This window comes from Sneathiella limimaris (assembly GCF_012932565.1).
In the GTDB taxonomy this organism is placed as follows: Bacteria; Pseudomonadota; Alphaproteobacteria; order Sneathiellales; family Sneathiellaceae; genus Sneathiella; species Sneathiella limimaris.
On the sequence record NZ_JABBYJ010000001.1, the window covers coordinates 1,099,977 to 1,113,057 of the forward strand.

13 protein-coding genes are annotated in these 13,081 nt (G+C 47.2%); 4 read left to right on the forward strand and 9 right to left on the reverse strand.

Annotated features, from left to right (window positions below; translation table 11 throughout):
• Nucleotides 1-15 precede the first annotated feature (15 nt).
• From HH301_RS05310 to HH301_RS17955, 9 genes are all read right to left on the reverse strand, one after another.
• Nucleotides 16-903: a DMT family transporter gene (locus tag HH301_RS05310; protein WP_169567338.1), complete on the reverse strand. Its 888-nt coding sequence runs from the start codon at nucleotides 901-903 to the stop codon at nucleotides 16-18.
• A 61-nt stretch (nucleotides 904-964) separates the two neighbouring features.
• Nucleotides 965-1,423 carry a nuclear transport factor 2 family protein gene (locus HH301_RS05315; protein ID WP_169567340.1) on the reverse strand — a complete coding sequence of 153 codons (459 nt, stop codon included), beginning with the start codon at nucleotides 1,421-1,423 and terminating at the stop codon, nucleotides 965-967.
• 256 nt (nucleotides 1,424-1,679) lie between these two features.
• The gene (locus tag HH301_RS05320) at nucleotides 1,680-2,879 is read right to left on the reverse strand and encodes a CaiB/BaiF CoA transferase family protein (RefSeq protein WP_169567342.1); all 1,200 of its coding nucleotides are present in this window, start codon (nucleotides 2,877-2,879) and stop codon (nucleotides 1,680-1,682) included.
• Nucleotides 2,880-2,916: 37 nt separating this feature from the next.
• Nucleotides 2,917-3,660: a CoA-transferase gene (locus HH301_RS05325; RefSeq protein ID WP_169567344.1), complete on the reverse strand. Its 744-nt coding sequence runs from the start codon at nucleotides 3,658-3,660 to the stop codon at nucleotides 2,917-2,919.
• Nucleotides 3,653-4,468, reverse strand: coding sequence for a CoA transferase subunit A (locus tag HH301_RS05330; protein WP_169567346.1), 816 nt, complete (start codon nucleotides 4,466-4,468; stop codon nucleotides 3,653-3,655). Before HH301_RS05330 ends, HH301_RS05325 begins: the two co-directional genes overlap by 8 nt.
• Nucleotides 4,469-4,571: 103 nt before the next feature.
• Entirely contained in the window at nucleotides 4,572-5,330 is a 759-nt protein-coding gene (locus tag HH301_RS05335; protein ID WP_169567348.1) for a TIGR02186 family protein, read from the reverse strand.
• Nucleotides 5,331-5,332: 2 nt separating this feature from the next.
• Nucleotides 5,333-6,256 carry a sulfite exporter TauE/SafE family protein gene (locus tag HH301_RS05340; protein WP_169567350.1) on the reverse strand — a complete coding sequence of 308 codons (924 nt, stop codon included), beginning with the start codon at nucleotides 6,254-6,256 and terminating at the stop codon, nucleotides 5,333-5,335.
• A gap of 124 nt (nucleotides 6,257-6,380) precedes the next feature.
• A complete protein-coding gene (locus HH301_RS05345; RefSeq protein WP_169567352.1) occupies nucleotides 6,381-6,695 on the reverse strand; it encodes an ArsR/SmtB family transcription factor in 315 nt (104 codons plus the stop codon).
• Between the two features lie 39 nt (nucleotides 6,696-6,734).
• Nucleotides 6,735-7,067: an Mpo1-like protein gene (locus tag HH301_RS17955; RefSeq protein WP_169567353.1), complete on the reverse strand. Its 333-nt coding sequence runs from the start codon at nucleotides 7,065-7,067 to the stop codon at nucleotides 6,735-6,737.
• A gap of 183 nt (nucleotides 7,068-7,250) precedes the next feature.
• Between HH301_RS17955 and HH301_RS05355 the strand changes: the two genes are divergently transcribed.
• The 4 genes from HH301_RS05355 to HH301_RS05370 all read left to right on the forward strand — a co-directional run bounded on the left by HH301_RS05355 (nucleotide 7,251) and on the right by HH301_RS05370 (nucleotide 13,056).
• Entirely contained in the window at nucleotides 7,251-7,667 is a 417-nt protein-coding gene (locus HH301_RS05355) for a MerR family transcriptional regulator (RefSeq protein WP_169567355.1), read from the forward strand.
• A 113-nt stretch (nucleotides 7,668-7,780) separates the two neighbouring features.
• Nucleotides 7,781-8,917, forward strand: coding sequence for a thiolase family protein (locus HH301_RS05360; protein ID WP_169567357.1), 1,137 nt, complete (start codon nucleotides 7,781-7,783; stop codon nucleotides 8,915-8,917).
• Between the two features lie 2 nt (nucleotides 8,918-8,919).
• The gene (locus tag HH301_RS05365; RefSeq protein WP_169567358.1) at nucleotides 8,920-11,253 is read left to right on the forward strand and encodes a 3-hydroxyacyl-CoA dehydrogenase/enoyl-CoA hydratase family protein; all 2,334 of its coding nucleotides are present in this window, start codon (nucleotides 8,920-8,922) and stop codon (nucleotides 11,251-11,253) included.
• Between the two features lie 12 nt (nucleotides 11,254-11,265).
• Nucleotides 11,266-13,056, forward strand: a complete 1,791-nt coding sequence (locus tag HH301_RS05370; protein WP_169567360.1) for an acyl-CoA dehydrogenase C-terminal domain-containing protein — start codon at nucleotides 11,266-11,268, stop codon at nucleotides 13,054-13,056.
• Nucleotides 13,057-13,081: the final 25 nt, after the last annotated feature.

A 13,081-nucleotide genomic window follows, 5' to 3' on the forward strand; every position in this document is an offset into this window, starting at 1 on the left:
AGGATTTTTGTGACTCTAAATTTTTTTAAGAACGACCCGTTCCCGTTTAAAAACATAGAGGCCGCTGGCGACAACAATGGAGATACCAATCCAGGTCAGAGGGCCCGGAATATGTCCAAAAACGATTAATCCGAAAAGCGTAGCACTAATAATCTCTGCATAAGAGAAGGGAGCCATGCTGGAGGCATCTCCTGTTTCAAAGGCTTTAATAATGAAGAAGTGACTGAGGGTGCCCAGCAACCCGGTTAGAACCATTAAACTGAATCCATGAAAATCCGGCGTTGTCCAATGGAACGGCAGGAAAAAAGCCATCAGTACTGTTCCGAAAATAGCCGTATAGAGCAGTGTGTTTAATGGACTGCCTGACGTTGTCAGTTTCCGGGTCAAAATTAGGTAAATAGCATAAAAAGCGGCAGAGCCAAAAGCCAACAAGTATCCAAGGAATTCACCGTCTGCTTCTGGTCTCAAGATAAAAAGGGTGCCTGCGAAGCCAACAAGGACAGCACCCCACCGATGCCAACCCACCTTCTCCCCTAACAGAAAAGGGGCCAGTGCTGTCATGATAAGGGGAGAGACAAAGAAAACGGCCTTGCCGTTCGTCAGGGGAATGAATGCCAGAGCTCCAAAAAACAGCGCAGTGTCGCCCAACAGAAACAAGGCGCGAGCCGTCTGCCAATTAAGCCGTTCCGGTATGAGGCGAATTTTGACCCTGAAGATGAAAAATAGCGGAAGCAAGGTCAACAAGTGAAAAAAATACCGGCTCCACACGACCTGGGCCAACGGGTACTCGGCCACGAGGTACTTGGCTGTTCCATCCATTACAGGGACAAGGAGCATCCCTAAAATGAAATAGATCGGAGCAGTGTTTTTTTGAGCCACTGAAGAATAGTGAGTGTTTCCCATACTCCTTATTAGGAGTAATTATCACTCAGTTCAAACAGAAGAATACCGAAACCATAAAAGGTTAGTGGCTATTACCGTAATTTTCCTGACTTCGTTCCTGAATGACTTTTTCAAGTCCCGGTAAGGTTCGATTTGCAGTGGTGTGAAAATCCGCAAAAATCCGAAGTTTGGAAATTAGGTCATTTCTGAAAGTCCAGATCTGCATCCAGCTTGAACTCCAGGGTTCGTTGTTAGGAGTGAGTACACATTCCAAGTCACCCCGAACGATCATCTTATGGTCTTCATGGTGAAAGTCAGTTGGCTTAAATTCCTTAATCTTCAAAAACTGACGACAAATGTTGAAAAGATTATGAGCGCCTTTCTTTCCGATAAAAGTTGCTGCGTAACTGTCGGAATGAATTTGATTGCCTAAACACACATGAATTTCAGCATCGTTGGCTAGTTGACTTATAAATCTCTCCGGTTCGTGGTTTTTAAGGTTATTAAGGAACTCAAAAACAATATCTTCGTTAGTCCGCATTTCGTGTTGCCTCCTTTGAACTCAAAGACTGCAGGCACATCGTACTTTATTAGTATTGCAGATATATAAGTTATCTCTAAACAACGGGAAGGCAAATACAATTTTAAAAAAATTGTATTAAACCTTCCAAAAAGTGAAATAATTTTACCATGATTAGTTTCCCAGTTTTTTATAACCGTTTGCACGGTTCCAGCTCACTTATATTTACTTATAACCATTCTTATGCGCCATCGACCTATCGTCAAGATGATAGATTTTACATCTTCGGTTTTTCCCAAAGGATTTCAGCAGACTTGAGACCTTCTATCTCTTCTTTGCTGTATCCGATTTCTGAGAGAATTTCTTCCCCATCTGCTCCAAAGGCTGGTGGAACCGAATGTAGTCCCCCAGGTGTTCGGCTCATCTTGACCGCTACACCTGTTCCTGCGTAACCGTCTTTTTCGATAACCATTTGGCGGTGCTTTGTGTGAGGATGGTTTAGGGCCTCTGAAAGGCTCATTGCGGCACCTGCTGGAACGCCTGCTTCTAAAAGCTTTGTCGCAAACTCGACGCCGTCCTTGTCTTTGAGGTATTCCTCTAAAATGGCATTTAGTTCATCACGATGCTTCAGTCGGGTTGAATTATCAACAAACCGTGGATCTTCTGGTAGTTCAGGGCAACCTAATGCGGTGCACAGTTTTCGAAACTGTCCATTATTCCCGATGCCAAGGAAAATAGGGGTATTGGCCGTTGCATATAGATCATATGGTGCGATGTTCGGGTGTGAGTTACCTGTAAGAACAGGTTCTTTTCCACTCATCAAATTATTTGGCGCATGAGGATGCTGCAGCTGTATTCCCGTATCGTAGAGGGAGACTTCAACTGATTGTCCCTTACCAGATTTGTGCCGTTCGTTGACAGCCATCAAAATGCCAATCACAGCATTCATTCCGGTACCTAGATCGATCAAAGGAATGCCTACACGGACTGGCCCAGATTCAGGGGATCCATTCACACTGATCAGGCCTGCCCAGGCTTGCAGCACGGCATCATAACCAGGGAAACCACCAAAGGGTCCATCTGCGCCAAAGCCTGTGACACGGCAATGAATAAGTGTTGGATATTTTTTGGCTAAAACCTCGTCGTAGCCAAGGCCCCATTTCTCCATAGAGCCGGTTTTGAAGTTTTCGACAAGAATGTCGGCATCTTCTAAAAGTTTCAGAAGAATTTCTTTCCCTTCTTCTTTTCGAATATCAAGTGCAATGGATCGCTTGTTCCGGTTGGCGCCGGAGAAATAAGCAGACAGTCCATCAGCGTTGAAAGGAGGACCCCAAGTGCGTGTTTCATCGCCTTGGGGGGGGTCAATCTTGATGACTTCCGCGCCGTGGTCAGCTAGAATCTGGGTACAAAAAGGCCCACCTAAAACTCTTGAAAGGTCGATTACCTTCAGGCCGCTCAATGCGCCAGTACTTGTCATAACTAAGTCCTTAACTCAATTTTTGTTTGTGGATTGTTTAACTGATTTCGGCTGTTTCTGCAAAAACGCGATCGGCAAACTGGGGATATACCTCCCGCACTTTGTGACTGATTTTTGTCTCCAGCAAAGACATAAGCTCAGGATCTGCTGACGGCGTAATTGGTGTATTTTCGACATAATCAAACTCAAAGCCGGTATTGTCCAAGACATCTTCCAGTGAGCTTTGCTTGTGGATACTGTCTAGCCTGAAGCGACGCTTCGCCTTATCAAAACGGAAGAAGCACTTATTGGTAAGTAGTCCGTAAGGTCCACCATGCCTATAGATATTCTCCTCACTTGTTCCAGGCGCGCTGATAAAGTCTACCTTGTCTACCAGGACGCGCCGGGTGTGCTCTTCCCGAAACAGGATAACTTTTGGAATTAAGAAATAAAGGTATGCCGACCCGAAGGTGCCAGACCATCTAGGGCTATTCTTTGGGTAGTCACCAATACCCATCAGGTTAATGTTGGCCTGACCATCGATTTGGCCACCACTTAAGAAGAAAGCATCTATGCGGCCTTGTGCGGCGCAGTCAAATAACTCCTGCGCCCCGTTTGTAAAGAAGTTGTTCTTCACTGATCCAAGAATATTGATGAAGCGGGGGTTTTGCCAGGCTTCCTTTGCCAGCAATGCTGCGGCGCCCGGGATAGGGGAGGACGCGCCAACAGCAACGTGATTGCAATCCCGAAGCAGATTGGCAACAAAGCAGATCAGTTCTTTTTTGATATCTGCATCAGACATGAGAAGCTTCCTTCAGGACATATTCATTGAGGTAGTCGTTAAAGCCCTGTTCGGTTTGTGCCATTTGGCAGTACTGCTTTAAATGGGCACTGTCCTCGCCGTTGCCTTGCCAAAATCCGAGCGGCCAGCTTCCGCCCGGTAAAACGCAAAAGTCCGTTACATATAGTGCCGGCAATGTGCCTGCAGCATAAGTTTCATCTTCTAGTAAATCGCCATCAAATTGCTTTTCTACTGTTATCAAGGCCCCTTTAGAAGCCTGTGCCATATTGACAAGTTCCCTGCGTCGTCCAACCCAGATATTTCCGTTTTTATCAGCCATAGGTGCATGAAAGATGGAAAAATCAGGCTGAATTGCTGGAATGAGGATGACCGGATCCTCTTCATTGGTCAGCGGATTTTGAATGACTTTCCAATCCGGATGATGATTGACGATATCACTGCCAATAATCCCTCTAAGAGGCATAAACGGGATTCCCTTTTGGGAGGCTTGCAAAGCGGCGTGAACAGCGGGGCATGTTGCATCAACCAGTCCGACGCTGCCAGACTTAACGGCGCGAGTGAACTGAGGGGGCGGATTATGTTCGCCCATCGTTAGGGCAGAGCTCTCATAAGTCGCCACACACCCAGCTCCGATCAGAAGCTCGGACTGAAAGCCTGATGTAGGAACGCCGACAATATGAAGATTGCGTCGGCCTTGCCGAATGATTTCCCGGGTCGTTTCCATTGCGATACCGGCATAATCTGCAGGAACAGCAAGTTTCAACCCATCCTTTATGTGAGCCACTAAGGCCTTAATCGATACACTCATGAATGATCCTTATTGTTGTTTTTGGTTGGTTTGACCAACTGGTTTTGTATCTGAGCGACAGAGTTCAGTTTATTTGAAAGCAAACAAAAATGAAATTAGAAACCTAATCTTTTCGGAAGAGAACAGATGCGATCCAACCAGCAGCCAGGGCAATCAGGATGGCGACGATACCATGTATGTAGGGAAACCTGTTGGCGAATTCAAAAATACGCCTGCCCACGCCAAATTTTTTGATGAAAAGTGGCGATGTCTGTGCGCTGATCAGTTCCCCATCGAGAAAGAGATAAATTTCAGCAATATAATTGCCAACCGGGACGTTGGCAGGGAAATGCACGGAAGTTCGAAAAAGAGAACTTCCTAGAAAAATGACGGCCGCATCGTCATAGGAATAAAGATCGTTCTGGGAGTTTTGACGAACGACTGCCGCTTCATAGTCTGCAGTGTCTTTGCCGGCTGTCTTTTCGATAATACCAAGCTTATCTTTACCAATTCGAAGCCTGCCCAGCGTAGCCGGATCCGTGATTTCTTCGATCGGCTTGTTACTGGCAATCACATAAAAGCCAGGAACATGGGAAAGGGACACTGACTGGGTGTTTGCCCAAATACCCAGAATTCGTTCTTTTTTGCGAACCATAACCTCGCGATGGGGACCTCTGACAACAACAATAATATCGCCGGGTTCAGAAAGGTCATATTCGCTTGAGGACTGAATTGACCCAAACAGAAGCAGGTCCGTACCAGTAAAGTCAGATGTGACCGAGATCAGATGTGAGGATATGTCCGTCACGAGCGTATTGCTGGCTTTGGCCGGAAGGCTGAAGAAGGTCAATATGATTAGCGCGATGCGAAAGGACCAAGACATGCTCAATGATCCCCTTGCAGAACAATAAAGCTGTAAAGGTCATCTGGTGTTAGAACTAGATCCAGTGCGAGTTTGCCGCAAACTAAAAGCACCATAAGTGCCAGCAGGGATCTGAGTTGCTCGCCCTTCATTTTCGAGCCAATTCTTGTTCCGATCTGAGCGCCAACGACGGCACTGCTCATCAGCAAAAGAGCCAACAGGACATCAACGGTTTGTGTGGTTACAGAATGAAGGAAGGTGACGTTTGCTGTTACGAAAATAATCTGAAATAGTGACGTTCCAATAACTACAGTTGTCGGCATGCCCATGAGATAGATCATGGCAGGAACCATAATAAATCCGCCTCCTACGCCCATAATGGCAGAGAGGATGCCCACAAAAAAACCTAACGTTAGCGGCAGTAATGCACTGATATATAGCTTTGATTTTCGAAACCGCATTTTAAACGGCAGGCCATGTATCCAATAGTGCTGATGAAGTTTTTTCCGTTTAGTCGTACCGCGTTTGCTTTTGACGATCGACCCAATGCTTTCAAAAAGCATCAAGCCCCCGATGACGCCAAGAAACAGAACGTAGGATAACGAGATTAAAAGATCGACCTGTCCCGCTGTTTTGAGGAGAGCGAAAACCCAGGTGCCAAAGGCCGACCCAACAAGGCCGCCAATGAGCAAAACGGTCCCCATTTTCAGGTCAACATTTCCGCGTCGCCAATGAGCTAAGACACCCGAGACACTTGCGGCTACAAGTTGGTTCGCGCCGGTTGCAACGGCAACTGCAGGAGGAATGCCGGTAAAAATGAGGAGCGGAGTCATCAAGAAACCTCCGCCTACCCCAAACATGCCAGATAGCAAGCCGACTGCACCGCCCATTCCCAAGATCAGAAATAAATTAACTGATATCTCGGCAATAGGTAAATAAACTGGCATTTGGCTATCAGCCCTGGATCAAATTTGGTGTCAACGAAAGTTATGTATACTTAATACACCAATTTGACGATAATTGTAACTCGCTCTCCGTTGAAAGTTGGATTTTTATCTAAAAACCAACATCTTAAGAAGCAAGGCGGACTGACTGCAGTAAATTCAGGATCTTATCGTTATAAAGCGAATAATAGATCGTCTGAGCTTCTCTTCGAGTTGTGACAATTTCGTCACGCCGAAGCCGCCCGAGATGTTGTGAGAGCGCTGATTGGCTGATTTTGATCTTCTTTTCGAGCTCGCCAACAGACAATTCTTGTTCTGAAAGGCAAGTCAGAATCTCAAGGCGCCGTTGATTGCTCAAGGACTTCAAAATTTTACTAGCTTTGTAAAGGTAGTCAGAAAGATCTGTAAAATCCTTCTGGATATCTGTTGCGGTGTTGATCATATGTACCTCCCCCCGAAGGCATTACAAATAAGTCAGCTGTCACTCTCTGACGGTACTGAGTTTTAAGTGGCGATCCAGATTTCCACTAAGCCATAAAAAGTACATGCGAAAATCACTTATGAGTGACCATAAAGGATACCTGAAGGTTGCAGGCCGGTTTTTCTCAATTAAGAAGTGTCCAATCCAAGCCGGCCCATATCCACAAATTAGAGCTAAAGCTAAATAAAGTGGAGCTTGCGTCGTGATAAACATGATGAGTAAAACCAAGGAGAAAGACGTCCCACCAAAGTGGAACCACCGGCAAAGCGGCTTGGAATGTTCCTGCAAATAGTAGGGCCAAAATTCCTGATAGGTTGTAATCTTGTCCGTCAATTACTCACCTTTTACTGTTCCATCAAAACGGTAACGGCGAATTTATACCCAATTTTTTCGAATTTTGCACGTGATTGTATGGTGAAATAGGAAATTTTTTACGTTTACGTAAAGGAGAGTTGACGTTTACGTAAACGTCAACTATAACATAAATCATTAAATGTCATTCTTTTGGGAGATGGAATGGAAAAGGAACGCTATTCGATTACGGACCTCGCTGAAGAATTTGAGGTCACTTCCCGTACGATCAGATTTTATGAAGATAAGGGTCTTATTTCACCTTTTCGTGAGGGGTTGACCCGAGTTTATTCGCGCGGCGATCGAGCTCGCCTCAAATTGATTTTGCGTGGACGGCGTCTTGGTTTCAGTCTGCAAGAGATCAAGAAAATGATTGATCTCTACGATCCCACCCAAGGTGTTTCTAAGGAACAGCTCACCTATACGCTGAAGAAATGTAAAGACCAGCTTGATAAGCTGATCGTTCAGCGAAAAGACATTAATGATGCCATTCTTGAGCTCGAAGACGGAATTTCAGAGCTTGAAAACTTTCTGTCGCAGAACACATGCGATAGTGAGGCTCCCAAAAAGAAATTGGCTTAAGTTATCTTTCATCGTTTTGTGGGGCCTGATTGTCGGGTGCTCATTTCAATCAAGTAATTAAATCCCTTGGCCTGACAAAGGAAGCAGGCTGAAACTGGAAAGGAATTTAGATCATGAAGAACGTGGTCATTGCAGGGTATAAACGCTCTCCCTTCACACTTGCTAACAAAGGTGAGTTGATTAAAGTTCGCCCCGACGAACTGACGGCCCAGGTTGTGAAAGGCCTTGTTGAGGATAGTGGCGTGAATGTCGAGGATATCGAAGACGTTATTATCGGAAGTGCTTTTCCAGAAGCCGAGCAGGGACTGAATGTTGCCCGGATTATCAGCTTTCTTGCAGGGCTACCAAAGACTGCGGCTGCAACAACTGTAAACCGCTTCTGCGGATCTTCCATGCAGTCCATCCACATGGCCGCAGGTGCCATTCAGATGGGCGCAGGTGACGTGTTCATCTGCGGTGGTATTGAAAGCATGACCCGTGTTCCAATGGGTGGGTTTAACCCAGCTCCGCACCCTCGTTTGTATAAAGAATATCCAGAAGCTTACGTTTCTATGGGCATCACTGCTGAAAATCTGGCGAAACAATACAGTATTTCTCGTCAGGAGCAGGAAGAAATGGCTGTTGAGAGTCATGCGCGCGCTACTGCTGCCAGAGAAGCTGGCAAATTTGTGGACGAGATCGTTCCAATTGTGGATGGCAATATCCGCGTTGAGCAAGATGGATGTATTCGGCCTGAAACTACCTTGGAAACTCTGGCGGGTCTGAAGCCAGCGTTCGATGAAGCGGGTTCAGTAACGGCAGCTACATCTTCTCCGCTGACAGATGGTGCGTCTGCAACGTTGATTTGTTCTGAAGAATATGCAGATGCAAACGGCCTGAAAAAAATGGCGCGGATCAAATCCATTGCGGTTGCCGGTTGTGCGCCTGAAATTATGGGAATTGGACCTGTCCCAGCAACTGAAAAAGCATTAAAACGTGCCGGCCTGACATTAAGCGACATCGATATTATTGAGCTTAATGAAGCTTTTGCTGCGCAGTCTATTGCTGTGTTGAAGGAAGCCGGTATGTCCTACGACAACACCAACATTGATGGCGGTGCTATTGCGATCGGTCATCCAATGGGTGCAACAGGTGCCCGGATCACCGGTAAGGTCGCCAGCTTGCTACAGCGTGAAGGTAAGTCTCTGGGTCTTGCGACACAGTGTATTGGTGGTGGTCAAGGTATCGCGACAGTATTGGAGGCTTGCTAATCATGGCCATTGAGAAGGTAGCCGTTATCGGTGCCGGTGTCATGGGTGCTGCGATTGCCGCCCATGTCGCCAACGCAGGGTATCAGGCCGTATTGCTGGACATCGTTCCTGAAGGTTCAGACAACCGTAACGTTCTGGCGGAAGGCGCTGTTGCCAAAATGTTGAAAACCAAACCGGCGCCGTTTATGCACAAACGGAACGCTAAGTTGGTTGCAACTGGAAATCTGGAAGACAATCTGGACATGGTTGCCGATTGCGACTGGATTTGTGAAGCGATTATCGAGCGGACGGATCTCAAACAGGATCTTTATAAAAAGCTGGATACTGTTCGCAAACCCGGATCAATCGTAACCTCAAATACGTCTACAATTCCGCTGAAGACCTTGATGGAAGGGATGCCTGAAAGCCTGCAAAAGGATTTCGCAATTACCCATTTCTTTAATCCACCTCGCTATATGCGATTGTTTGAATTGGTCAAAGGACCAATGACCCGGGATGATGCTATTGAAGATTTACGTCAGTTCGCAGATGTAGCGTTGGGTAAAGAAGTAATTGATTGTTTCGACACGCCTGGCTTTATCGGAAACCGAATTGGTATTTACTGGTCTTTCGTTGCGATTAAGTCTGCATTTGACTTGGGCATGACAGTTGAAGAAGCAGATGCTGTCTGTGGTAAGCCAATGGGAATTCCATCCACAGGTATCTTCGGCTTGGGCGATCTGACCGGGATTGACCTGGGTCCGAAGGTGAACGCGTCTATGCTGAGCGAGTTGCCAGCAAGTGATCCGTTCTGCCAGGAGTATGATGAAAACCATCCAATGGTGAACACCATTGCCCAAATGATTGAGGAAGGCTACACCGGCCGCAAGGGCAAAGGTGGTTTCTACCGCATGAACAAAGACGGTGGAAAAAAGATCAAAGAAGCCAGGAACCTGAAAACCGGCGAGTATGCAAAAGCAGCAAAGCCACAACTGGGTTCTGTAAAAGCAGCTCGCAAAGGGTTGCAGGCGCTTGTTGAGTTTGATGATGTCGGTGGCAAATACGCATGGGAAATCCTCTCGAAAGTCATTTCTTATGCCGCCAATCTGGTTGGTGAGATCTCAGACAATATAATTGCCATCGATAGTGCCATGAAAACAGGCTACGCCTGGAAATATGGACCGTTCGAGCAGCTGGATCAGCTGGGTAATCAGTACTTTATTGATCGTCTCGCCGCAGAAGGTAAGCCGGTTCCAGAATTTCTGAAAAAAGTTGGGGATCGCCCGCTTTATAAAGAAGAAGGAACAGATGCTTTCTATATGACGCTCGAAGGTGAATACGCCAAAGTTCCTGTTGCCGAAGGGGCCTGGATGTTGGCTGACATCAAGCGCGGCAAAGAGCCGGTCATGTCAAACAAAGGTGCCAGCATCTGGGATCTGGGTGATGGCGTAGCCTGTCTCGAAATCCACACGAAGATGAACAGCATTGACCAGGACGTGGTCACCATGCTGCAGCAATGTGCGAAACTGGATAAGAAAGGCTTCAAGGCCCTGGTCATTGGCAATGATGCTGATAACTTCTCAGTTGGTGCAAACGTTGGTGTCGTTCTATTTGCCGCGAACGCTGCTATGTGGCCCGTGATTGAAAACTCCATCAGTGAAGGTCAAAACGCCTTGATGAAGTTGAAATATGCACCGTTTCCAGTTGTAGCGGCTCCTGCCGGTATGGCGCTTGGCGGTGGTTGTGAGATCGTTCTTGCTGCAGACACTGTTCAAGCGCATGCAGAAAGCTACATGGGTCTTGTGGAGGTCGGTGTTGGCGTTCTTCCAGGCTTTGGTGGCTGTAAGGAACTTGTTTTCCGGGCCATCCAAAACAAGAAGCGTCCGGGCGGTGCAATGCCTGCGTTGGCAACCGTGTTTGAAAATATTTCGACAGCAAAAGTTGCAACAAGTGCCGCAGAAGCCAGAGACATGTACATCATGCGCGAAGGCGATGCTGTTACAATGAACCGCAAACGCGTGCTGGCGGATGCAAAAGCTAAAGCGTTGTCCATGGTCGATGGATATCAGCCACCAGAGCAGGTTGAGATTAACCTGCCAGGACCAACTGCTGCTGCGGCTTTTGATATGGCCGTCCAAGGTTTTGTCACAATGGGTAAAGCTACAGCTTATGATGCTGTTGTTGGTGCTGAAGTTGGCCGAGTTCTTTCCGGTGGTGACACGGACATTACGCAGCCGATCACTGAGAAGAAAATGCTGCAATTGGAGCAAGAAGGCTTCATGAAGTTGTTGCACAATACGAAAACGCTTGATCGGATTGAGCATATGCTCACTACCGGTAAGCCGCTTCGGAACTAAGGGAGATTTGAAATGCCGATTTATAATGCTCCTGTAAAGGATATCAAATTTGTCCTCAATGACCTCTTGGGTCTGGACAAAATGACAAACCTTCCAGGTTTTGAAGACGCAACGCCGGACATGGTGGACGCCATTCTGACCGAGGGCGCCAAAATGATGGAAGAGGTTATTCAACCTCTCAATCAGGTTGGTGACAAAGAAGGATGTACCTGGAACGATGGCGAGGTGACGACCCCATCTGGCTTTAAGGAAGCTTTTGACGCCTACCGCGAAGCGGGCTGGATGGGGATTGATGCCGATCCTGAGTATGGCGGACAAGGCTTGCCGCATGTGGTTGGAATTGCGCTGGCCGAAATGATGTCTTCTGCCAACATGGCCTTTGGTATGTATCCCGGCCTCACCCATGGTGCGTATGCAGCTATCCATAAGCATGGAACGGACGAGCAGAAGCAGACTTGGTTGCCAAAGATGGTAACGGGCGAATGGACTGGGACAATGAACCTGACCGAGCCACATTGTGGAACGGATCTGGGTTTGATGCGGACTAAAGCTGTCCCGCAGGAAGATGGAAGCTATAAAATCACGGGCACGAAGATTTTCATCTCTGCTGGTGAGCATGACATGGCTGACAACATCGTTCATCTGGTTCTGGCGAAAATTCCTGGCGGCCCTGAAGGCATCAAGGGTGTATCTCTTTTCATCGTGCCGAAGTTTGTGCTGGATGAGAACGAAAACCCAGGAGAGCGCAACGGTGTTACTTGTGGTTCCATAGAGCACAAGATGGGCATTCATGGTAACTCTACCTGCGTAATGAACTATGAGGATGCAACAGGCTATCTTCTTGGTGACGCTCACAAAGGTATGCGCGCAATGTTCACCATGATGAACGCAGCTCGTCTCGGTGTGGGAATTCAAGGTCTTTCACAGGCTGTTGTTGCTTATCAGAACGCCGTTGAATATTCCAAGGATCGCTTGCAGGGCCGTTCCATTTCTGGTGTGAAAGCACCAGAGAAGGCTGCGGATCCAATTATTGTGCATCCGGATATTCGTCGAAACCTTTTGATGTGCCGCGCATTTACTGAAGGTGCACGTGCGCTTGGTTTATGGGCTGGTTTGCAGGTTGATATGGTCGACAAGCATCCTGATGCTGATGTTCGTCGGGATGCGGACGATGCGCTTGGTCTGCTGACGCCTGTGATCAAGGCTTACTTTACGGATATGGGTTTTGAGCTTTCTGCGACAGCCATGCAGTGTTATGGCGGTCACGGCTATATCCATGAATGGGGTATGGAACAGTTTGTTCGAGATGCTCGGATCACCCAGATTTATGAAGGTGCCAATGGTATTCAGGCATTGGACCTGGTGGGTCGGAAACTGCCTGCAAATATGGGTCGTTCTTTGCGGCAATTCTTCCATCCTGTCGACGCATTCATCCAGGAAAACATGATGAATGCTGAACTGCAGGAGTTTGTCATGCCATTGGCGAAATCTTTTGCCAAACTCCAACAGGGTACAGCCTTGCTCGGTGAGAAAGGCATGAAAAATCCAGATGAGGCGGGTGCCGCTTCATCAGAATATCTTCGGATGTTTGGTCTTGTTGCGCTTGGCTTCATGTGGGCGAAGATGGCCAAAATTGCGAAAGAGAAACTGGCAGAGGGTGCGGAAGATAAGCAGTTTTATGAAACCAAACTGGTTACAGCCCGCTTCTTCTTCGAGAGGATGATACCAGATGTGTCCTCCTTGTTGGTGAAGATGTCTGCTGGATCACAAACAATGATGGAATTGGAAGCAGAAGCTTTCTAAAACCGGGACTTGATGAGGAGGCCAT